Below are 21,794 nucleotides of genomic sequence, written 5' to 3' on the forward strand. Positions count from 1 at the left end.
CGGCTGGTACCCGGGCGGACCCGCCGGCGAAACCCGGGATGGCTGGGCGCCCGAAGAGCAGGCGGCTAGATTCTGCACATGTCGCGGAGTCTCGACGCCCAGAAGCGGCTTCACCTGCTGGAGACGGTCATCGGCGCCCCGGCGGGGCACCTCGGGCTGACCGACGTCCTCCGCGAGACCCTGCACCGCCTGCGCGAGGTGCTCGAGGTCGACACCGCGACCGTGCTGCGGTACCAGGCGGGCGGGCAGCAGCTGGTCGCCGTCGCGGCGGCGGGCATCGAAGAAGAGGTGCACCAGGGCGTCCGGGTCCCGGTCGGCAGCGGCTTCGCGGGCCAGGTGGCGCTCCGCCGGCAGCCCGTCGTCCTCGACCAGGTGGACGAGACCACCGTCGTCAACGCGCTGCTGTGGGAGCGGGGCCTGCACGCGATGCTCGGTGTGCCCATGGTCGCCGGCGACGACCTGGTCGGCGTGCTGCACATCGGCTCCGTCGCGCCCCGGGTGTTCACCGAAGCGGACATCAGCGTCCTGCAGTTGGTCGCCGACCGCCTCGCCATGGCGATCCAGGTGGAAGCGCTGGAGGAGAACCGCTCGGCGACCATGGCCCTGCAGCGCAGCCTGCTGCCGAGCCGCCTGCCCGCCGTGCCCGGCCTCGCGTTCGCCGCCCGGTACGTGCCCGGCGCCGAGACCGGCCTCGGCGGCGACTGGTACGACCTGTTCGTCCTGCCGGGCGACCGGGTCGGCGTCGTGATGGGCGACGTCTCCGGCCACGGCCTCGAGGCGGCCGTGATCATGGGACGGCTGCGCAGCGCCCTGCGCGCGTACGCCCTCGACTGCGAGAGCCCCTCCGAGGTGCTCGGCAAGCTCGACCGCAAGGCCAACCACTTCGAGCACGGCGCGATGGCCACCGTCGCCTACGGCGTGATCGGCCCGGACCGCAAGGCGATGACGCTTTCCCTCGCCGGGCACCTGCCGCCCGTGCTGGTCCGGCCGGGCGAAGCCCCCGAGCTGGTGGCGGCGCAGCCGGATCCCCCGATCGGGCTGACGATCGGCGTTCCCGAGCGGCGCGTCACCACGGTCGAGCTGCCGGTGGGCGCCGTGCTCACGTTCTACACCGACGGGCTCGTCGAACGGCGCGACCGGCCGGTGGACACCGGGATGGCCGAGCTGACCGAAGCCGTGCAGGCCGAGGACCCGGAACGGCTCTGCGCGCGGGTGATGGCCCGGATGATCGGCAACCAGCCGGCCCAGGACGACGTCGCCCTGCTCACCATCCGGCGCGTGGCCGTCCCGGCCGGCGGCTGACCGGCCGGGACACCGCGCACTACGCGGTGAGCGCCGCTTCGCGGGTCGGGAACAGCGAAAGGCTCTCTTCGAGCCCGGTCAGCTGGATCGGGCGCAGGGTCGCCCGGCCGGACGCGACGATCCGCACCGCGGTGCCGGAACCGGCGTTGCGGTGGATGGTCAGCAGCGCGGTCAGCCCGGGCGAGGCGAGGAAGTCGACCCTGGTCAGGTCGACGACGAGCACCCGCGGCGCGGCCGCCAGCGCCTCGTCCCCGGCCCGCACGAGAGCCGGCGCCGTGGTCGTGTCCACGTCCCCGGCGACTTCGAGGACGATCACCTCGTCCTGGTCCGATCGGGCGATCCGGAACGCGCCGAATGGCACAGCCGTGGCGGAGCCGTCATTGTGGGCCTGGTCAGTCATGGCGTTCTCCCGCCTCCGGCGCCGCCCCCGGGATTTCCGGTGGGCGCGCTTGATCACGAAGGCTGTCTGCTCAACCCCGCGCCCAATCATGCCAACACCCGGCGCCCGCCGCCGTGTCAGTACCCCTTCCACTTTGCCGCGGGCCCGCGAGCAGGCAGGATGAACGTCATGGCCGAAACGGACGCGATCGGGAATTCGCGCGGCGACGAGACGGGCAGCGTGGCGCTGGAGCATCGGAACGGCACGGCGGTGCTGCGGGTCGACGGGGCTTTGGACCTCGCACTGGCGCCCAAGCTCCGGCAGCTGGCCGAACGGGCGGTGCGGCTGCACCCCGGAGCCCTGGTCGTCGACCTCACCGACGTCACCTTCCTCGCCTCGGCCGGCATGGCCGAGCTCGTCCGCGCGCACCGCGGGCTGGCCACGTCGGCGCCGCTGCGGGTGGTCGCCCGTGACCGGATCACGTTGCGGCCGCTGCAGCTGACCCGGCTGGTCGACGAATTCGCCGTCTACCCGTCACTGCCCGAAGCGCTGGCGCCCTGATGCCGGCCGGCTCCGACTTCGACGCCGTACTCGACGCCGTGCGCCGGGTCTTCGTCGACGGCACGGGCGCTCCCGTCACCACCGGCGTCCGTCCACTCGGGCCGGTCGAGGCGCAAGCGGTGCTGGGCGGCCGCGTCGTGGCGTCGGTGACCGACCCGGCGGTGCTCGCGGACCTGGTGCCGGGCCCGGTGGTCACCGCCGCGCTGGCGGTCGCGGACGACGGCGACCGGTCCGCGCTGGTCTACACCACCGCGGAGGACGGTGGGCTGCCGCCGATCGCCGCCGCGATCGAGGCCGTCACGACTCATCTCGCGGCGACGGTGGGGCGGCTGCGCAACGAGGCCGCGCTGGTCGACGCGCTGCACTCCACCGGCCGCGAGCTGACCGCCCAGCTCGACATCGACCGGATCGTGCAGGACGCGACGGACGCGGCCACGAAGGCGACCGGCGCCGAGTTCGGCGCGTTCTTCTACAACCTGGTCAACGAGCTCGGCGAGTCGTACACGCTCTACACGATCTCGGGGGTGCCGCGGGAGGCGTTCGAGCGGTTCCCGATGCCGCGCAACACCGAGGTCTTCGGGCCGACCTTCGACGGCACCGGCACCGTCCGCAGCCCGGACATCACGCGGGACCCGCGCTTCGGCAAGAACGCGCCGTACCACGGGATGCCGGACGGGCACCTGCCCGTGTGCAGCTACCTCGCCGTCTCGGTGCTCAGCCCGACCACCGGCGAGGTGCTGGGCGGGTTCTTCTTCGGACACTCCGAACCGGACCGGTTCACCGAGCGGCACGCGTACCTCGCCGAGGGCATCGCCGGGTATTCGGCGATCGCGCTGGACAACGCCCGGCTGTACGAGCGAGAGCGCACGCTCGCCACCGAGCTGTCGCGCAGCATGCTGCCGGTCGCCCCGGAAACGCCCGGGCTCGACGTGTTCACCCGGTACCTGCCCGCCGCCACCGGCGCCAAGGTGGGCGGCGACTGGTTCGACGTCATCCGGCTGCCCTCGGGCGCGACCGCGTTCGTGATCGGCGACGTCGTCGGCCACGGCGTCACCGCGGCGACGGTGATGGGCCAGGTCCGCACCGCCGTCCGCAGCTACGCGCTGCTGGAGCTGCCGCCGTCGGAGGTGCTGCGCAACGTCTCCGCGCTGACCGGCGGCCTGTTCGGCGAAAGCTTCGTCACCTGCTTCTACGCGGTCCACGAGCCGGACGGCACGCTGACCTACGCGAACGCCGGGCACCTGCCGGCGATCCTCGTCCGCCCGGACGGCGAGCCGGAGCAGATCGGCGAGGCGCTGGCGCAGCCGCTGGGCGTCGGGACGAACTTCCCGCAGCGCACCACCGCCTTCCCGCCCGGCTCGGACCTGGTGCTCTACACCGACGGGCTGGTCGAGAGCCGCACCCGCGACCTCACCCTGGGGATCGAGTGGCTGCTGTCCGGCATCCCGGCACTGCTGACCGCGGCCGACCTCGACACGGCCTGGGACAAGCTCGTCGACGAGCTGACGCACGGCCGCCACGACGACGACATCGCCGTGATCCACGTCCGCCACCGCGGAGAGGACGGCACATGACGGACCCCCTCCCCCCGGGCGCGCCCGCTCCCCCGGCGTCGTTCCACCGCCGCACGGTCGCACTGGCCCACCGGCTGCCGGAACTGCGCGAGGCGCTCGCCGAATGGCTGGGCACCCTCGGCCTCAGCACGGAGAAGCAGGAGGACGTCGTCCTCGCGGGGTACGAGGCGATGGCCAACTCGGCCGAGCACGCCTACCGCGAAGGCGAAGCGGGCCAGGTCGACGTCCGGGCGGAGGCACTGGGCGGGCGGTTGACGGTGACGGTCACGGACTACGGGACGTGGCAGCCCCCGGCGGACACGAACGGCTTGCGGGGCCGCGGTTTGCTGCTGATCGACAGCCTCGCCGACCACAGCGCGAAGGTCCACCGCGAGGACGGCACGACGGTCACGATGACCTGGCTGAGCAACGGCGCGGGAGACTGAGCACCGGCGCCGACCCCGTGGCCAGCGGGAAAACGCCCGGCCGAGTAGGCTCGTCCGCGACCGCGTGGACCCGGGAGTGTGATGAGCGTCGGCGAGGAATCCGGTCAGCAGGCCGCTTTTCCCGGGACCAGCCGGATGGCGGCGCGGATGCGGGAGTTCGACTGGACGTCGTCGCCGCTCGGGGAGCCGGCCGGCTGGCCCGTCAGCCTGACCACCGCCGTGCGGATCTGCCTCACCTCGCGCTTCCCGATGATCGTCTGGTGGGGCCCGGAGCTCCGGTTCCTCTACAACGACGCGTACCTGCCGCTGCTCGGCACCAAGCACCCGGCGCTCGCCAAGCGCGGCGAGGACATCTGGGGCGAGATCTGGCACATCGTCGGCCCGATGCTCGAGGGCGTGCTGGCCACCGGCGAGGCGACCTGGTCGGAAGACCTGCTGCTGCCGATGAACCGGCACGGCTACTGGGAAGAGACCTACTGGACCTACTCCTACAGCCCGGTGCACGACGACGACGGCGCCGTGCAGGCGGTGTTCACCGCGGTCACCGACACCACCGAGCGCGTGATCGGCGAGCGCCGGCTGGCGACGCTGCGCGAGCTCGGCACCCAGGCCGGGATCGCCCGCACCGCGACCGAAGCCTGCGAGCTGGTCGCCGATGTGCTGAGCCGCGCGGGCGCAGACGTTCCGTACGCCGCGATCCACCTGCGCGACGACGCCGGGCGGCTCGTGCTCGCGGCCGTCACCCCCGGCGAGGAAGCCGGGAACTGGCCGCTCGAGCAGGTGCTCGCCGACGGTGTCGCCCGCACGGTCGAGACTGCCGGTGAGCTGCCGGCGGGCGGCTGGTCCAGCCCGCCCACCGAGGCGGTCGTGCTGCCGCTGCCCGGGGACGCCGGTGCCGCGGCTCCCGGGGTCATCGTGCTCGCGGCCGGCGCCGGGCACGCGCTCGACGAGTCCTACCGGACGTTCCTCGGGCTGGTCGCGCAGCAGACGACGGCACTGGTCAACGGCGCGCTCGCCTACCAGGCCCAGCAGCAGCGCGCCGAGGACCTGGCCGCGCTGGACGCGGCGAAGACCACCTTCTTCGCCAACATCAGCCACGAGTTCCGGACCCCGCTCACCCTCATCCTCGGCCCGGTCGTGGAGCTGAAGAAGGCGCTCGGCGACGCCGACGAGCGGGTGCGCGAAGAGGTCGACGTCATCCACCGCAACGCGCTGCGGCTCGGGCGGCTGGTGAACAACCTGCTCGACTTCTCCCGGATCGAAGCCGGCCGGATGCAGGCGCGCTTCGAGCCGGTCGACCTCGCGGCGTTCACCGCGGAGCTGGCGAGTGTCTTCCGCGCCGCCGTCGAGCGGGCCGGGCTGGCGTTCGAGGTCGACTGCCCGCCGCTGGCCCGGCCGGTGCACGTCGACCGCGGGATGTGGGAGAAGGTCGTCCTCAACCTGCTGTCCAACGCCGTCAAGTACACCTTCGACGGCGCGATCCGGGTCAGCGCGGTCCTCGACGACGGGCACGCCGTCGTCGCGGTGTCCGACACCGGCATCGGGATCGACGCCGCCGAGCTGCCGCGGCTGTTCGAGCGGTTCCACCGGATCCCGTCGGTGCGGGCGCGCTCGAACGAAGGCAGCGGGATCGGCCTGGCGCTGGTGCGCGAGCTCGTCGGCATGCACGGCGGTGAGGTCGCCGTCGAGAGCACACCGGGCGCCGGCACGACGTTCCGGATCCGGCTCCCGCTGGGCACCGGGCACCTGCCGGCCGAGCACCTCGCCCCGGCGCCCTCGGGCGGCGGGATCGCCGCGGAGACCGTGGAGCCGTACGTGCAGGAGGCCCTGCGGTGGCTGCCCGGCGGCGGCCACGTGCCGCGGCCCGCGGCCGCCCCGGCCGGCAGCGCCCGGGTGCTGATCGCCGACGACAACGCCGACATGCGCGACTACCTTGGCCGGCTGCTGCGCGACGACTACACGCTCACCGCGGTGCGCGACGGCGTCGAGGCGTTCGCCGCCGCGTGCGCCGAGCCGCCCGACCTGATCATCAGCGACGTCATGATGCCGCGGATGGACGGCCTGAGCCTGCTCGCCGAGCTGCGGGCCGACCCGCGCACCGCCGCCGTGCCCGTGCTGCTGCTGTCGGCCCGGGCCGGGCAGGAGGCCGCCGTCGACGGGCTGGGCGCCGGGGCCGACGACTACCTCGTGAAGCCGTTCTCGGCGCGGGAGCTGGTGGCCCGCGTCCGCACGACCATTCAGCTGGCCCACCTGCGGACGCAGCACTCGCGGTGGCGCTCGGCGATGATCGACTCGCTGCAGGAGGGCTTCTTCGTCTGCGACGCCGCCGGGCGGGTCGTCGAGATCAACGCCGCCTGCGCCGAGCTGCTCGGGTTCGGTCCCGAGGGCCTGCCCTACGCGCCGCCGTTCCCGTGGCTGCCGAGCCGGGACGCCGATCCCGTCGCCTACCGGGAGGTGGTCACCGCGCTGCGCCGGGCGCAGGCCGAGCCCGCCGGGAGCTTCGTGGTGCCGCTGCGGCACCGGGCCGGGCACCGGGTCTGGGCCGCGATCGCCTACAACGAGCTGCACGACGACGAGGGCCGCCGCCGGCTGGTCGGCACGATCCGCGACGTCACCGCGGAGCGCTACGCCGTGCAGCGGGAGTCCGCGCTCGCCTCGATGAACCAGCGCCTCGCCGGGGTCAGCGGGGTGCCGGAGGTGCTGCGCACCGCGCTGGACCTGCTGCGGGAGCTGTGGCACGCCGAGCGTGTCCTGGCGGTCACCTGGGCGCGGGACGGCGAGCCGGGCCTCATGTCGACTGACCGCGGCGACCGGAGCTGGACCGACCTCGCCGCGCCGCTGCGCGAGACGCTCGGCCAGGTGCGTTCGCTGCCGGCGCTGCACGCGTCCCCGGCGGACGGCGGTGCGGGCGCCACCCTCGACCACCCCGGCGGCCGTCTGACGCTCTGGGTCGAAACCGCGCCGGACCGCCCGCTCGGCACCGAGGACCGGACGCTGCTCGCCCTGCTGACCGGGACGCTGGCGCACGCTCTGCGCCGCGCCCACCGCGACGACCGGCAGCGTGAGGTCGCCATCGCGCTGCAGCGCTCGATCCTCGGCCCGGCCCGGCTCCCGGACGGCTTCGCGGTGCGCTACGAGCCGGCGAACCCGCCTCTCGAGGTCGGCGGGGACTGGTACGACGTCGTCGCGCTGGCCGGTGACCGGATCGGGATCGTCGTCGGCGACTGCGTCGGCCGCGGGCTCGCGGCGGCCGCGGTGATGGGCCAGCTGCGCAGCGCCTGCCGCGCGCTGTTGCTGGAGGCCAACAGCCCGGCGCACACGCTGACCGCGCTCGACCGCTTCGCCGGCCGGCTGCCGGGCGCCCTGTGCACCACCGTCTTCTGCGGTGTCCTCGACCCCGCGACCGGCACGCTCACCTACAGCAGTGCCGGGCACCCGCCGGCCACCCTGGTGCACCGCGACGGCACGGCGGAGTTCCTCGACGCGGCCGGCAGCGTGCCGCTCGCCGTCCGCATCGCCGCCGCCCGGCCGGAGGCCACCGCGGTCGTCCCGATCGGCTCGTTGCTGATGCTCTACACCGACGGTCTCGTCGAGCGCCGCCGCGAGCCGCTGGACGACGGCATCGACCGGGCCACCGCGGTCGCCCACGAAGCGCGCGGCGGCGGCCTGACCGGCCTGGCGTCCGCCCTGATGGACCGCCTGCGCCCGGCCGACGGGTACGAGGACGACGTCGCCCTGCTGCTCTACCGGCGCTCGCTGCCGCCGCTCGAACTGGACTTCCCGGCGCACCCGGACAGCCTCGCCGTGACCCGCCGCGGGCTGCGCGCGTGGCTGGCGGACGCGGCGCTCGACGAAGACCTCGCCCAGGATGTGCTGGTCGCCGTGGGTGAGGCCTGCGCCAACGCCGTCGAGCACGCCTACGCCGACGGCGGAGCCGGCGAGAACGGGCACCTGGCAGCCGACCTCACCGGCGCGCACCTGGTCGTCACCGTGACCGACCACGGCCGCTGGAGGCAGCCGCCGCCGGACAACCACGTGCTGCGCGGCCGCGGCGTGCCGATGATGGAGGCACTCGCCGACACCGTCACCGTCCGCCACGACGTGGGCGGCACCACCGTCACGCTGGAATGGAGGATCGGTTCGTGACGACGGCACTCACGCTGGTCGCCGGCCCGGGCCACCACGGGCACCGGGTCCTGACCGCCACGGGTGAGATCGACATGAGCAACGCCGCGGAGTTCGGGGCCGCGCTCGACCGCGAGCTGGCGGCCGGGACGGCGGTCATCGTCGACCTGACCGGGGTGGCCTACCTCGACAGCGCCGGGGTCGCGGTGCTGTTCGACCGGGCCGCCGAGCACGACCTGCGGCTGGTCGCGCCGCGGCTGCTCGACCGGGTGCTGCGGGTGTCCGGGCTGGCGCAGATCGTGAAAGTGACCCCCGGCTGAGGGGTTGGACCGGCGCCCACCGGGTATGCGACACCCAGCGACGGTCGCGGGGTGGGGTTGTGCCACCGGCCGTCGCCAGGTGGTTCCCGGCGCCAACCCACGGACGTTCAGCAGTGAGCGCCGGGCCGGAGCCACCGCCCCCTCGGACCCGGTTGGTGCGGAGCGCGCATCGGCCGCGGGTAGGGTTTCGCCGCCGGCGTTGAGCAGCAGCGGTTCGGCACCTGCCGCAAGTCGTCCGGGACGGGAGATGGACCTTTGACCGGTGAGCCGATCCTGCCCGAGCAGCTCGACGAGCTGACCGCCGCGATGGCGGACCTGACGGGCACGCTGGAAGCCGAACCCGCCGAAGCCGAGATCCTCGACGCCGTGTGCGCCGAAGCCGTGCGGGTGATCCCGGGCGCCGACATGGCCAGCATCACCGCGATCCGGGACGGCGAGCCGACCACCGCGGCCTCCACCGACGAGCGCGCCGTCGAGATCGACCGCGTCCAGTACGCGCAGGGTGAGGGACCGTGCCTGCGGGCGGCGGCGACCGGGGAGATCGTCCGGCTGCCGCTGGCGACGGCCGGGAAGCTGTGGCCGGAGTTCACCGAGCACGCCCGCGGCCTCGGGGTGGGCAGCTACCTCGCCGCGCCCCTGCAGGTGGACGAGCGCCTCTCCGGCGCGCTCAACCTCTTCGGGTACGGCGACCACGGGTTCGCCGAAACCGACTCCCGGCTGCTGGCCCTCTACACGACGATCGTCTCGTTCGGCCTGCGCACCACCCGGCGCTACCAGCAGGCCCGGCAGCGGGCCGCCGACCTCGAGACGGCGATGAGATCGCGGGCGGTGATCGAGCAGGCCAAGGGCATCCTGATGGCCGTGCACCGGATCACCGCCGAAGACGCCATGAAACGGCTCATCGAGGAGTCGCAGCACTCGAACGTGAAGCTCCGGGACGTCGCGGCGCGGTTCGTCGACGGACTGTCCTCGGACGGCTGACGTGCCTCAGGCGGTGCGGCGGCGAGCGGGGAACGGCCAGGTCAGGGTCATCACCGTGCCGTCCTCGGTCGAGCGGAGGTCGAGCCCGTCGACGAGGTTCTGGATCAGCCGCAGGCCGCGCCCGCGCCCGCCGCTCTCTTCGAGCGACTCCCACCGGCCCTGGTCGGCGACGGTCACCACCAGCACGTCTTCGTCGATCCGCGCCCGGACGTCGATCAGCCCGGGCCGGCCCCGGTAGGCGTGGTCCAGCACGTTCGCCATCGCTTCCCAGCAGGCCAGCACCACGTCGTCGGCCTCGCGCCCGACCGCGTCTCCAGCTTGGCGGCGCAGCCACGAAATCAGGTGCTTGCGCAGGCTCGGCAACGTGCGCGGCGAAATGGTGCCGCGGTACCGCCAGCCGTCCGATCCGTGCTCTTCCACGTTCACCTCCTCGGGGGACTGTGGGTTTGCTACCCACCGGTCGGATTTCTCAATCATCGGTAACTTCTCCCGTGCTGCCGTTCGGGTCTGGTGCGCCGCGAACCGGCGTGATCGGATGTGCTGATGACTCGGTCGACGACGTCCGTGGTGCTGTGCGCGGTGCTGGCCGCGACCCTCCTGCCGGGGCCGGTGGCCGCCGCGGCGCCCGCGCCGGGACCGGGCGCGGTCTCGCACTTCGGCCTGGCCCGCAAGGACTGCCTGGGCACGGCGCGCACCACTGCCAGCAAAGCCTGGTTCACGGTCGCCGGCGGTGTGCTCTCCGACGTCTACGCGCCGGTGATCGACAACACGAACGTCGAGACGCTGCAGTTCGCCGTCACCGACGGCCGCAGCTTCACCGACCTGCAGGCCCGCGACATGACCTACACCGTGCGGACCAGCGCGGGCGGGATGGCCTGCGAAGTGACGTCGACCCCGCGCAGCGGCAAGTACCGGCTGGTCACCGAGTACCTGACCGACCCGGCGCGGACCGGCGTCCTGATCCGGACGCGCCTGGAGCCGCTACGGGGCTCGGGCCAGGACCTCAAGGTCTACGTGCGGTTCGACGCGAGCATCAACGGCAACGGCGGGGGCGGCCCGGCCAACGGCGGCGGGGACACCGCCAGCGTCGACGCGGGCACGAGCGCGCTGGTCAGCGCCGACACGAACACCGTCTCCAGCGCCCCGGCCCGCGACTACGGGACGCCGCTGGCGGCGGCGTTGCGCGCCGACCGCCGGTTCCTCAGCACCGCCAGCGGTTTTGCCGGCACGGCCGGCGACGGGCTGGCCCAGCTGGACCGCGACCACCGGCTGACCGACACGACGCCGTCCGCGGTGAACGGCAACGTCGTCCAGACCGCGCAGCTGGACCTGCAGCCGCGCCGGCCGGCGGTGCTGGCGCTCGGGTTCGGCGCGGACGCTCGCGCCGCCGTCGCCACGGCCGGAGCGAGCCTGCGCACGCCGTTCGACCAGAGCTACCGCGACTACGCGCGCGGCTGGCGCGACTACGACAACGGGCTGACTCCGCTGCGGGGCAAGGATTCGGACGCCTACTTCCAGTCGGTCAACGTCCTGAAGGCCAGTGAGGACAAGACTTTCCCGGGCGCGGTGGTGGCCTCGCTCGGCAGCCCGTGGGGCCAGGCCGTCTCCGCGGGGGACGCGCCCGGCGGCAAACCCGTCTACTTCGGGTCCTACCGCGAGATCTTCGCGCGTGACCTCTACGAAAGCTTCTCCGGGCTGCTCGCCGCGGGTGACCGCGACACCGCGCGGGCGAGCGTGCGCTGGCTGTTCTCCCGCCAGCAGCAGCCGGACGGCCGGTTCCCGCGCAACTCGCTGCTCAACGGCAAGAAGGCGCCCGACTCCGGCGGTGACCAGCTCGACGAAAGCGCGTACCCGATCCTGATGGCGTTGCAGGCCGGGCTCGACCGCGACCGCACGCTCTACACCGGCCACATCCGCGCGGCGGCGGACTTCGTCGTCGCGCACGGGCCGTCGTTCGGCTCGGAGCGCTGGGAAGAACAGGGCGGCTACTCCCCTTCGACGATCGCCGCGGAGATCGCCGGGCTGGTCGCGGCCGGCGTGATCGCCGACCGCAACGGCGACCCGGCGCGCGCCCGCGTCTACCGGGCCACCGCGGACCACTTCCAGCGCAGCATCAAGGGCTGGACGGTGACGTCGAACGGGCCGTACGGCGGCCGGTACTTCCTGCGGCTGACCAAGAACGGTGATCCCAACTCGGAGTTCTTCTACAACCTGGGCAACGGTTCGGTCGACGCCGACCAGCGCGCGGTCGTCGACGCCGGGTTCCTGGAGCTGACGCGCCTCGGGGTGCTGCCCGCGAACGACCCCGACGTCACCGCGTCCCTCGGGGTGGTGGACCGCGTGATCAAGCGGGACACCCCGGCCGGGCCGGGCTGGTACCGCTACGGCACTTCGGCGCCGGGCAGCGAAGACGGGTACGGCGACTGCTACGAACCGGACCCGACGAACTGCGCCCCGACCGGCGCGCCCTGGCCGACGACGAACACCGGGTCCGGGCACCTCTGGCCGGTGCTCGCGGGCGAACGCGGCGAGCAGGCCGTGCAGACCGGCGACCGCGCGGGTGCTTCGGCGCTGCTGCGCGCGATGCGGGCCCAGACCGGCGGCACCGGCCTGATTCCCGAGCAGGCGTGGGAAAACCCGGCAGTGCCGGCCTCGCCCTACGGCACGGATCCCCGTACGGCGTCGATCGGGTTCACCCCCGGGCAGCCCGCCGGCTCGGTCGCACCGTTGAGCTGGGCGCAGTCCCAGTCGGTGCGGCTGGCCCGCGCGCTGGCCGACGGCCGCCTGCCCGAACAGCCCGCCGACGTCCGCGAGCGGTACGTCTCGCACGCGCCGCCCACGGCCTTGGCGGAGACGCTGGACGTGCCCGCGTCGGTGTCCACCGCGACCGCCGCGGTCACCGGCACCGCGCCCGCCGGCAGCCGGGTCGACCTCGCCGTGTCGGCCACCGACGCCGGGACGACTTCCGTGCTGTCGACCCGGGCTTCGGCGGCGGGCACGTTCAGCGCGACGGTGCCGACGCCGCTGGGCGCGAACGTCGTCACCGCGACCGCCACCACCGGCGCGGGCACCGGGTACGCGCAGAAGACGATCAGCTCGGACTTCGTCACCGGCACGGTGCTGCTCGACACGACCGACCCGGACGGCGACGACACCGGCCCGGGCACGTACACCTACCCGACGGCGGGCGACTTCCACGCCGGCGCGTTCGACCTGCAGCGGTTCCAGGTCATCGACTCGGGCGCCAACCTCGTGTTCCGCGCCCAGGTCCGCGACCTGACCCCGACGTTCGGCTCCCCGCTCGGCGCGCAGCTGCTGACGATCTACGCGCACGACCCGGCGGCGACGGCGACGTCCACCGCGCCGCCGTTCGCGAGCCGCGCGTACACGATCGCGGCACAAGACGCCTGGAGCCGTCGCATCGAGGTCCAGGGCTTCGCCGAACCGGCGCTGGTCGACGCTTCGGGCGCAACGCTCGCTTCGCCGTCGGTGCAGGCTTCGCAGGCGACGCGCTACATCACGGTCAGCGTGGCGAAGGCGGCGTTCGGGACCCCGGCCGCGGGCTGGACGGTCGCGGTGGTGCTCACCGGCCAGGACGGCAACTCCCCCGACCAGGCACGGCCGTTCACGCCGACGGCGGGCCAGTACACGTTCGGGCTCTGCGCGGCGGGCGGCACGGCGCCGATCTGCGCCACGGACCCGGCCACGGCGCCGAAGGCGATGGACGTGCTCACGCCGGCGGGGGTCGATCAAGGAGTCGAGCTGGACCCGACCCGCGGGCCGGTCGCGGTGCGCGGAGTGCCGGTGGGCTGAGACGCACCCGGTCCCACCGGCGCCGGCGTCGCTCAGCCGACCAGCTGCTCCGCGACCGCGTCGCGGTGCGCGTGGAGCGGCTCGCTGCACTTCGTCGGCCCGGGCAGGCAGATCTGGATCTTCACCCGGTCGAACCCGCCGACCACGTTCGTGGTGAGCGAGACGTCGTACGGCAGGTCTTCGCCGGGGTGCGCGGTCCGGGTGTCGCTGTCGACCTTGACGCTTCCGGCGTACGCCTCGAAGTACACGGTCGTCCCGGTGCCGGACAACGATCGCACCTGCCCTTTCATCAGCGCCGAGCGGCTGCTCCAGATGATGCCGCCGTTCGTCTGGGCCGGGCAGGGCGCGACCGGGACGCACACGAGGAACGTGTCGTTCGGCCAGGTGGCGGCCGGGCTCGCGGTGGCGGGCGCGGTCATCGTCACCAGCGCGGCGGCGGCCACCGCGCCGATCGTCAGCAGTCGGGTCATGAGCCGGATCCCTCCCCAGGGCCCCGGTCGGTCCGGAGCCGTCGGCGAAGTACACGCTCGAGCCCGCGAGACGGTTGGGTCCGCACACATGAACCATCCTGATAGACGTCCAAGATCACCCAGGGTTGCTTTTGTGCGGGCAATCGCACTTCGGAGCTAACCTGATCGTGTCGTGGGCATCTTTCCTAGTGAGCGCGGATTCCGGTGGGGAACTCACCGGACCGCCTGACACAGGAAGGGGTTCCGCTCATGTCCGTTCGTCCGAGCGTCCGCCGCACCGTGACCGCCCTCGCCGTGACCGGCGCCGCCGCGACCGCCGTGGTCGCCGCGGCCGGGACCGCGTCCGCGATGCCGACCGACTTCGCCTGCACCTCGTCCCAGGTCGACACCACGCTGGTCGCCGGCTCCCCCGGCGCGGGCCAGCGTTACGCGTCGGTCCAGTTCACCGCCAAGCCCGGCGAGTCCTGCACGCTGCAGGGCGCCCTGCCGGTCAGCCTGGCCGGCGCCGAGGGCATCACGGTGACCCCCGACCCGGCCGCGGCCGACGCGCCGCGCGTCACCGTCGCCGACGGCGCGCCCGCGTCGATGCTGCTGCACTGGACCGGCATCGAGGGCCCGGAGAACCAGGTCTCGCCGGCGAGCGTCACGGTGACCGCGCCGCAGACGACCACCCCGCGCGGTGACACCAGCGACCCGGCGATCACCCTGCCGTGGAACCAGGGCCCGCTCGACAACTCCGCCGAGGCGCACGGCCTGACCGTCGGCCCGGTCACCGCCGGCCCCGCCCAGCCGTAACCCACCGGCGGACGACACGCGTGTCGTCCATCCAGGCACGCGTGTCGTCCATTGTGGACCGGTTAGCGGCGGCCGCCGTGGTCGTCACCGGCCTCGTGGTGGCCGCCGTGGTCGTCGCCGCGCTCGTTCCCGCGGCCGCCGTGGTCGTCACCCGGCTCGTTCCCGCGGCCACCGTGGTCGTCACCGAGGTCGTGGGTGCGGGTCGGGTACGTGCTCGGCGCGGACCGGGTCGGGTACGTGCTCGGCGACGCCGAGGTCTCCGTGGTCTCCGGAGTGGCTGTGGAGGTCTCCGCTGAGGTCGTGGCCGACGGCGTCGAGGTGGCCGGCACCTGCGTGCCGTCGTCGGCTCCGGACTGCGCGAGCGCCGCCGTAGTACCCCCGACCGCGAGTGCCGCACCGGCCGCGGCGATCACCAGAATCTTGCGCATGTCTGCTCCTTTTGGTTCTCCGACAACAAAAAGAGCTTCCCGCGCCCGACGATAGCGGCGCACTGCGCGAGGATTAAGGCATCCCTAAAGCCTTCCCGAGCTCGAGCACGACCCGCGCCCCGTGGGGCCGCACCCGCGTAACACTGAACGTCCCGCCGGACGCACGCGCGGTCTGACGCGCGATGTCGAGCCCGAGTCCGGTCGACCCGGCGCCGCTCGCACCCCGCTCGACGCCACCGAGGTCGAACCCCGGCCCCTCGTCCGCGACCTCCAGCCGGGCGCCGTCCGGTGTCGCCGTGAGCCGGATCGTGTATCCCGTCCCCTCTGGCGTGTGCGCGAAGACGTTGCCCAGCAACGCGTCCAGGCACGCGGCCAGCTCCGGCTCGCCGACCGCGACCGGCAGCGGGCCGGGATCGAGCGAGACCGTCGCCGCCCGGTCCTGGTCCTGCGCGAGCACCGACCAGAACTCCGCCCGCGCGCCCACGACGGCGGCCGCGTCGCATGCCCCCGGCGCGGAGTCCCGGGCGCGCGCCTGGTCGATGAGCGCGGTGACTTGGCGTTCCAGGCTCTCGGCGTGCCCGGTGATCCGCTCGGCCTCGGCGGGGTCGGCGAGCGACTCGGCGTCCAGCCGCAGCACGGTCAGCGGCGTCCGCAGCCGGTGCGAGATGTCGGCGACGGCCTCGCGCTCCTGCCGGACCAGGTCGCGGATCCGCGCGGCCAGCAGGTTGAGCGCGGCGGCGACCGACCGCACCTCCGTGGGCCCGCCCGGCCGCGCCCGCGCGTCGAGGTCCCCTTCGGCGAGCCGGCGCGACACCGCCGCGAGCTCGTGCACCGGCCGGACGATCGACCGGGCCAGCCGGTCGGCGACGAACACCCCGAGTGCCAGCAGCAGGACGCCCAGCGCGGCCAGCACCAGCCACGCCGCGCCGAGCCCCCGCGTCAGCTCCGCACGGTCGACGAAGGCCCGCACCACGGCCGTCCCCCGCGGCAGGCCCTGCACCGCGACGAGGATCTCCCGGCCGCCCGCGTCCTCCACGGTGAGACTGCTGCCCTGCGCCGCGGCCAGCGCGACGCCGGGGGTGCGCGGACCCGGCGCGCCGAGCACGGTGCCGTCCGGCAGGAACACCGTGACCGGGTGACCCGCGGTGGTATTGAGCTGGTCGACCGCCGGCCGCAGTGCCGCCGTCTCGGCCGTCGCGACCAAGGAGGTGAGGGACTGCGCCTTCGCCGTCGCGGCGGTGACCGCGCGGTCCGCCGTGACCGATCGCAGCAGGATCGCCAGCGGCACGAGGAACGCGACGAGCACCAGGCTCATCGCGGCGGCGACCAGCAGCGCGAGCCGTTTCCTCACGGCTGTGTCCCCGGCTCGGCCAGCCGGACGCCGACGCGGCGCACGGTGTGCAGGTACCGGGGCTCCTGCGCGGTTTCGCCGAGCTTGCGCCGCAGCCACGACAGGTGCACGTCGACGGTCTTGTCCGCGCCGGCGTAGGGCAGCTTCCAGACGTCGGCGAGCAGTTCGCGTTTGCTCACCACGGTTCCCGCGCGGCTGGCGAGGTAGTGGAGCAGGTCGAACTCGCGCGGGGTGAGGTCCAGCGGCGCGCCGTCGAGGGACGCCTCCCGCGTCCGCGCGTCGACCGACAGGCCGCCGACGACCACCGGGCCCGTCGTCTCCTCCGGCTCGGCCCGCCGCAGCACCGCGCGGATCCGCGCGTCGAGCTGCGCGCCGCCGAACGGCTTGACCACGTAGTCGTCGGCGCCGGCGTCGAGCAGCCGGACGATCTCCTCTTCGGCGCCGCGCGCGGTGACCACGATGATCGGCACCGCGCTGACCGCCCGCACCATCCGCAGCACCTCGCGGCCGTCGAGGTCGGGCAGGCCGAGGTCGAGCAGGACGACGTCGGGCCGGTCGGTGACGGCCGCCTGCAGCCCGGACATCGCGGTCGGCGCCGAGGTCACGGTGTGCCCACGCTCGCCCAGCGCGCGCAGCACGGCCGTGCGGATGGTCGGGTCGTCCTCGACGAGCAGCACGGTCGCCATTCCGGGGAGGCTACACAGGCGAAGCCGCTTAGCCGGGCTTCTGGCGAACGCTAAGGACGTCTTAGCCGCGCTTTAACCCGCCCGGATGGCACAGTGGACGGATGGGACGGCGCGGACTGCTGATGACGGCGGGCTGGCTGCTGGCCGCCGCGGCCACCGCCGGGGTCGGCACGGTGGCCCTCGACCTGGTCGGCGCGGGCATCCTCGGCCCGCAGAACCAGCCACTGTCCGCCGACGACGTCGCCCGCGCGCTCGAAACCGTGCCGACGAGCACCACCCCGGCACCGTCAACCACGCCGGTCACCTCGAGCGCGCCGGCGCCGCGCGGCCTGACCGTTTCCGGCGGCAGCCTGGTCGCCACGTGCGAAGGCGGCCAGGTCACCCTGAAGTCGTGGAGCCCGGCCCCGGGCTACCGCGTCGACGACGTCGCGCGCGGCCCCGCCGCCACCGCGTCGGTGAAGTTCAAGAACGACGGGGCCGAGTACGTGACGGCCGTGACGTGCCTCAACGGTGAGCCGCACGCCGAAACCGTCGCCGACGACAGCGGCGGCCACCGCGGCCGCGGTTAGGACGGCAAGCCGGCGTTGAGCCGGGCCAGGACACCGTGCGGGAACGGCAGATCCGGCGCGCTGACCTCGGTCAGCCGGTCGAGCTGGGCCTCGGTGAGGTCGAGGGTGAGCGCGCGGAGGGAGTCGGCGAGCTGCTCGGGTGACCGCGCGCCGATCAGCGGCGCGGGCATCACCGCCCGGCGCGTCACCCAGTGCAGGGCGACCTGGGCCGGGGTCGCGCCCACCTCCGCGGCGACCTCGCGGACGACGTCCAGCACGGCCCAGCGGCTCTCGGGCGTGGCCCGGGACGCCTCGGCGAGCCGTCCCTCACCGTCGCCGTCGCGGGTGTACTTGCCGGACAGGAACCCGCCCCCGATCGCGCCCCACGGCTGGACCGCGATGCCGAACTCCCGCGCCAGCGGCACGTGTTCGGCCTCGATGGCGCGCTCGATCAGGGAGTATTCGAGCTGCAGCGCCGTCACCGGTGGCCCGTCGAGCATCGCGGCCTTCGTCGCGTACCAGGCCGGGACGTCGCTGAGCCCGACGGCGCGGATCTTCCCGGCGCGCACCAGGTCGCCGAAGGCCGCCATCACCTCCTCCGCCGGGGTGAAGCCGTCCCAGATGTGCAGCCAGTACAGGTCGACGTGGTCGACGCGCAGCCGCCGCAGCGACGCCTCCAGCGAGGCGACCATGTTCTTGCGGCCGTTGCTGCGCCGGCGCGGGTCCGACCGCGGTTCCCCGCCGCGGAAGTCGGGCCCGGAGTACTTCGTGGCGAGGACGACGTCGTCCCGGTCGACGTCGCGCAGGAACTCGCCGACGAGCTCTTCGCTGCGTCCCGCGCTGTAGTTGTCCGCGGTGTCGACGAAGTTGCCGCCGCCCTCGACGTAGGCGCGGAAGATCTTGCGCGCGGTGGTGTCGTCGGCGCAGAAGGACCCGGTGCCGAAGGTCATCGCGCCGAGGGCCAGCGGGGAAACCCGCAGGCCGGAGCGGCCCAGCGGCCGGTAGTCGTCCAGTTCGGTCATGGCCCCGATCCTGCAACCCGGAGCGCGGTCCGGGTCAAACCCGGCCGGTCACTCGTCCGAAAGGATCACCGCGCGCGAAGCGAGGTGCAGCGCCAGCCGTTCGTCCGGCCGGGACAGGTCCACTCCCAGCAGCTGCTCGATCCGCGCGACGCGGGCGGCCACGGTGTTGCGGTGCACGCCCAGCACCGTGGCCGTCTCGGCGATCGAGGACTCGGCGTCGAGGTAGGCGGCGAGCGTCCGGACGAGGTCTCCGGGTGCCGCGCGCAGCGGTGCGACCAGGGCTCGGGCCGCGGGCTCGAAGGTGTCCGTCCGGGTCCACTCGAGCAGCAGCTGGGCCATGCCGAGCTGGTCGACGTGCAGGAAGTGCCCGGTCTCCGGGCGGGTCGCGGCCAGCCGGGCGGCGTCGAGGGCCTCCGCGACGGTCGCCGCCAGCCCCTCCGGACGCGGGTGTGGCCGTCCGACACCCATGTGGGCGCCGAGGCGCAGCGTCCTGTGCGCGGCCTGGAGCCGGGTGGCCAGGGCGCGCACGCGTTCCGCGGTGGGCTCGTGGTCGAAGGTGACCCAGCCGGTCCAGCCGTCACCGTGCTCGACGACGGCCTCGACGTCCAGCGCCCGCATGACCTCCTGGGTGCGCGCCACGGTGTCGACCGCCGCCGGGACGCCGAGGTGCAGCCCGACGTGCCAGCCGCCGAGCCGCCAGCCCGCGTCGGCGACCCGGCGGCGCAGGTCCGCGCCGGGCTCGGAATCCAGCCGCAGCAGATCGGCGAGCAGGGCTGTGCGCGAGCGCGCGTCCCGTTCGAGCTCCAGCCGGTTGGCCAGCAGCCAGCGTTGCAGCGCCCCGGCGGCCACGGCGAGCGCGGGTGGAACGACATCGGCGCGCGCGGCCTCGGTGCCGCGCAGTTCGACGGCCAGCCACATCGCCGGCCGCTCCAGCAGCACGGGGTGCGCGAGCAGGACACCGCCGTCCAGCTCGGTCCGCTGCGGCACGGGTTCATCAAGCCGCACGCGCCCACCGACTTCCCCGGCGAGCGGCACACCCCCGTCATCGAGCACGGCGACGGGCGACCGAAGCAGCCGCCGAAGCACGGCAACAACTTCCTCGGGCGGCCGCAGCCGATCCCCGAGCGCGCGGTGGGTGGCCAGCAGCAGGTCGGCCCGGTCGAGTCCGGGAGCGGCGAGCAGCAGCCGAGCCTCGACAAGCAGATCCAGCGGCGGCGCAGCGGTGGTCAGCAGCGGCACACTGAGCCGTTCGGCAAGAAGCCGCGACGCGGTGAGCGGGTCGGTGCCGGGCAGCAGCACACCGGCGCCCCCGGCATCGGCACACCGCCGCAGCAGGGCATCGATCTGCCAGTCGGTCCCGGCGACAGTCCGGGCGACGACGGTGAGTTCACCGGGCGCCGGAAGGTGTGAAGCGTCCAAAGTGGCCTGGACGGTCGTGAGTGGACGGTCGAGCCCAGCCGCGCCGGCCAGAAGACGGACGTGCTCGGCCCAACCGGGGAGGGCGAGCACCCGCCGGAGGCTCATGACGGCCCTGCCGCGGCTAGGTTGATGCCACGCCACGGGTTCATGCCCCACCCCGAGCAAATGCCAACCCGGGGGCGCAACCCCACCGCACCGCGGCCCAGCCCCGCCCGCTCACCGCAACCACACCGGATCGCAGTCGATGCCGGGCGCCTGCGACTCGGCCCGCCGCAGGGGCAAACCCCAAGCCACGGCCCAGTCGATGCCATCGCGCGCGCTCATCCCAGCCCCACCGAATCGCAGCCAGGCGCCTGCGACCCACCGTCGGCACAAACCCCACCGCGCCAACCCGCGGGCCCAACCCACCCCGCAGCAGCCAAGCCGATACCAACCCGCGCGCTCATCCCAGCCCCACCGAATCGCAGCCGGGCGCCTGCGACCCGACCCACCGCAGACGCAAACCCCACCGCGGCCCAGCCAACCCGACACACCGCCCGCTCACCGCAACCCCACCGGATCGCAGTCGATGCCGTACGCCCGCGGCTCCAGCACCGGCAACCGCGCCGGATCCAGCCAGAACTCCGCCGCCGCCAGGCGGACCACGTCTACCTCCACTCCCGCCCGGAGTGCGTCGCACGGGACCGGGACTCCCGTGCGGTGGTCGAGCACCGACAGCACGTCCGGGGTCGAGGCCACCGGTTCGCCGTCGCGCAACGCGAGCAGGTACTCGTTCTCCATCTCCAGGCGCAGCAGCTCGCCGCTGTGGTGGTCGGCCAGGGTCACGCTGCCGCGGCCGAAGCCCGGTCCCACGTGCCGCGCCACCTCCAGGACCCGGCCGCGGGCGAGCACCGACCCGTTGAGCGCCGTCTCCAGCCGGTCGCGCGGTGGGCTCTCCCCCGCCGCAAGCACCCGGCGGCCGAGGGCCAGGGCCGCGCTCGTCGAGCCGAGCACCGAACACGCGGCCAGCTCGCCCGCCGGAATCGGTGCCAGGGCCAGCGCCGCCCAGCCGCCCGAGCTGGCGACGAACGCCCGGGCCGCGCGCTCGACCATCGTGTCCGACCCGGCCGCGAGCAGCATGACCTGGCCGCTCTGCTCCGCCAGTGCCGCGGGTGCGACTCCGCGGCCGGTCGCCGCGACCGCCAGCTGGTCGAGCCGGGGCAGGCCGCGGCCGGACAGGTCGGCGTCGACGTACGCCCGGCCGAGCTCGAGCGCCACCACCAGCGGCATCAGCCCGTTCAGGCCGCCGATTTCGATCGACATCAGCGCGTCGGCGCGCTCGCCGGTCCAGCGCTCGATCGCCGCCACCGCGGACGCGAACTCGTCGCCGCCCGGCAGCTTCTCGGTGAACGCCGCCGTCGCGCCGACCACCCCGACCGGCACCACCCGCGCCGACGGCGGCAGCGTGTCCACCGGCCGCACCACCGGCTCGTGCCCGCGTTCGAGCTGCCGCCGCAGCAGCACGGCCGCGGTGACGGTGTCGCCCCCGCCGCCGGAGCCGAGCAGGGCGGCGCCGCGTTCGAGGGCGGGCACGTCACCGGCCGTGATGCGCATGA

20 protein-coding genes are annotated in these 21,794 nt (G+C 74.1%); 11 read left to right on the top strand and 9 right to left on the bottom strand.

What is annotated here, in order from left to right:
* The first annotated feature begins 78 nt into the window (after positions 1–78).
* Complete coding sequence (locus tag ACZ63J_RS45725; protein ID WP_465401423.1) at positions 79–1,302, top strand: PP2C family protein-serine/threonine phosphatase; 1,224 nt, start codon at positions 79–81, stop codon at positions 1,300–1,302.
* A gap of 19 nt (positions 1,303–1,321) precedes the next feature.
* On the opposite strand, the gene ACZ63J_RS45730 is transcribed toward ACZ63J_RS45725, so the two are convergent.
* Complete coding sequence (locus ACZ63J_RS45730) at positions 1,322–1,702, bottom strand: STAS domain-containing protein (protein ID WP_465401424.1); 381 nt, start codon at positions 1,700–1,702, stop codon at positions 1,322–1,324.
* A gap of 168 nt (positions 1,703–1,870) precedes the next feature.
* On the opposite strand from ACZ63J_RS45730, the gene ACZ63J_RS45735 reads away from it, so the two are divergent.
* The 6 genes from ACZ63J_RS45735 to ACZ63J_RS45760 all read left to right on the top strand — a co-directional run bounded on the left by ACZ63J_RS45735 (position 1,871) and on the right by ACZ63J_RS45760 (position 9,667).
* The gene (locus ACZ63J_RS45735; RefSeq protein ID WP_465401425.1) at positions 1,871–2,242 is read left to right on the top strand and encodes an STAS domain-containing protein; all 372 of its coding nucleotides are present in this window, start codon (positions 1,871–1,873) and stop codon (positions 2,240–2,242) included.
* Positions 2,242–3,816 (top strand): PP2C family protein-serine/threonine phosphatase, encoded by a 1,575-nt coding sequence (locus ACZ63J_RS45740; RefSeq protein WP_465401426.1) that lies wholly within the window; start codon positions 2,242–2,244, stop codon positions 3,814–3,816. Before ACZ63J_RS45735 ends, ACZ63J_RS45740 begins: the two co-directional genes overlap by 1 nt.
* Positions 3,813–4,241 (top strand): ATP-binding protein, encoded by a 429-nt coding sequence (locus ACZ63J_RS45745; protein WP_465401427.1) that lies wholly within the window; start codon positions 3,813–3,815, stop codon positions 4,239–4,241. The genes ACZ63J_RS45740 and ACZ63J_RS45745 overlap by 4 nt, the downstream gene beginning before the upstream one ends.
* A gap of 81 nt (positions 4,242–4,322) precedes the next feature.
* Complete coding sequence (locus ACZ63J_RS45750; protein WP_465401428.1) at positions 4,323–8,387, top strand: SpoIIE family protein phosphatase; 4,065 nt, start codon at positions 4,323–4,325, stop codon at positions 8,385–8,387.
* Positions 8,384–8,686, top strand: a complete 303-nt coding sequence (locus ACZ63J_RS45755) for an STAS domain-containing protein (protein ID WP_465401429.1) — start codon at positions 8,384–8,386, stop codon at positions 8,684–8,686. Before ACZ63J_RS45750 ends, ACZ63J_RS45755 begins: the two co-directional genes overlap by 4 nt.
* 255 nt (positions 8,687–8,941) lie before the next feature.
* The gene (locus ACZ63J_RS45760; RefSeq protein ID WP_465401430.1) at positions 8,942–9,667 is read left to right on the top strand and encodes an ANTAR domain-containing protein; all 726 of its coding nucleotides are present in this window, start codon (positions 8,942–8,944) and stop codon (positions 9,665–9,667) included.
* 6 nt (positions 9,668–9,673) lie between these two features.
* On the opposite strand, the gene ACZ63J_RS45765 is transcribed toward ACZ63J_RS45760, so the two are convergent.
* Positions 9,674–10,087, bottom strand: a complete 414-nt coding sequence (locus ACZ63J_RS45765) for an ATP-binding protein (protein ID WP_465401431.1) — start codon at positions 10,085–10,087, stop codon at positions 9,674–9,676.
* Positions 10,088–10,210: 123 nt separating this feature from the next.
* Here ACZ63J_RS45765 and ACZ63J_RS45770 point away from each other — a divergent pair, with 123 nt between their 5' ends.
* The gene (locus tag ACZ63J_RS45770) at positions 10,211–13,480 is read left to right on the top strand and encodes a glucodextranase DOMON-like domain-containing protein (RefSeq protein ID WP_465401432.1); all 3,270 of its coding nucleotides are present in this window, start codon (positions 10,211–10,213) and stop codon (positions 13,478–13,480) included.
* A 32-nt stretch (positions 13,481–13,512) separates the two neighbouring features.
* Here the strand turns inward: ACZ63J_RS45770 and ACZ63J_RS45775 are convergent, their stop codons facing one another.
* Complete coding sequence (locus ACZ63J_RS45775) at positions 13,513–13,950, bottom strand: hypothetical protein (protein WP_465401433.1); 438 nt, start codon at positions 13,948–13,950, stop codon at positions 13,513–13,515.
* Positions 13,951–14,199: 249 nt separating this feature from the next.
* Between ACZ63J_RS45775 and ACZ63J_RS45780 the strand changes: the two genes are divergently transcribed.
* Positions 14,200–14,745, top strand: coding sequence for a DUF4232 domain-containing protein (locus ACZ63J_RS45780; RefSeq protein ID WP_465401434.1), 546 nt, complete (start codon positions 14,200–14,202; stop codon positions 14,743–14,745).
* Positions 14,746–14,807: 62 nt separating this feature from the next.
* Here ACZ63J_RS45780 and ACZ63J_RS45785 read toward each other — a convergent pair whose 3' ends face one another.
* The 3 genes from ACZ63J_RS45785 to ACZ63J_RS45795 form a co-directional block, all read right to left on the bottom strand.
* The gene (locus ACZ63J_RS45785; RefSeq protein ID WP_465401435.1) at positions 14,808–15,173 is read right to left on the bottom strand and encodes a hypothetical protein; all 366 of its coding nucleotides are present in this window, start codon (positions 15,171–15,173) and stop codon (positions 14,808–14,810) included.
* Between the two features lie 73 nt (positions 15,174–15,246).
* On the bottom strand, positions 15,247–16,524 hold the full coding sequence (locus ACZ63J_RS45790; RefSeq protein ID WP_465401436.1) for a HAMP domain-containing sensor histidine kinase: 1,278 nt from the start codon (positions 16,522–16,524) through the stop codon (positions 15,247–15,249).
* On the bottom strand, positions 16,521–17,210 hold the full coding sequence (locus ACZ63J_RS45795) for a response regulator transcription factor (RefSeq protein WP_465401437.1): 690 nt from the start codon (positions 17,208–17,210) through the stop codon (positions 16,521–16,523). The genes ACZ63J_RS45790 and ACZ63J_RS45795 overlap by 4 nt, the downstream gene beginning before the upstream one ends.
* A 101-nt stretch (positions 17,211–17,311) precedes the next feature.
* Here ACZ63J_RS45795 and ACZ63J_RS45800 point away from each other — a divergent pair, with 101 nt between their 5' ends.
* Positions 17,312–17,779, top strand: coding sequence for a hypothetical protein (locus ACZ63J_RS45800; protein WP_465401438.1), 468 nt, complete (start codon positions 17,312–17,314; stop codon positions 17,777–17,779).
* Here the strand turns inward: ACZ63J_RS45800 and ACZ63J_RS45805 are convergent.
* Both ACZ63J_RS45805 and ACZ63J_RS45810 read right to left on the bottom strand, forming a co-directional pair.
* On the bottom strand, positions 17,776–18,780 hold the full coding sequence (locus ACZ63J_RS45805) for an aldo/keto reductase (RefSeq protein WP_465401439.1): 1,005 nt from the start codon (positions 18,778–18,780) through the stop codon (positions 17,776–17,778). The two genes, ACZ63J_RS45800 and ACZ63J_RS45805, sit on opposite strands and share 4 nt — an antisense overlap.
* 48 nt (positions 18,781–18,828) lie before the next feature.
* Positions 18,829–19,767, bottom strand: coding sequence for a PucR family transcriptional regulator (locus ACZ63J_RS45810; RefSeq protein WP_465401440.1), 939 nt, complete (start codon positions 19,765–19,767; stop codon positions 18,829–18,831).
* On the opposite strand from ACZ63J_RS45810, the gene ACZ63J_RS45815 reads away from it, so the two are divergent.
* The gene (locus tag ACZ63J_RS45815; protein ID WP_465401441.1) at positions 19,723–20,190 is read left to right on the top strand and encodes a hypothetical protein; all 468 of its coding nucleotides are present in this window, start codon (positions 19,723–19,725) and stop codon (positions 20,188–20,190) included. The genes ACZ63J_RS45810 and ACZ63J_RS45815 overlap by 45 nt on opposite strands.
* 549 nt (positions 20,191–20,739) lie before the next feature.
* On the opposite strand, the gene ACZ63J_RS45820 is transcribed toward ACZ63J_RS45815, so the two are convergent.
* A complete protein-coding gene (locus ACZ63J_RS45820; protein ID WP_465401442.1) occupies positions 20,740–21,792 on the bottom strand; it encodes a DUF917 domain-containing protein in 1,053 nt (350 codons plus the stop codon).
* Between the last annotated feature and the right edge of the window lie 2 nt (positions 21,793–21,794).

This window comes from Amycolatopsis sp. NPDC104863 (genome assembly GCF_055582965.1).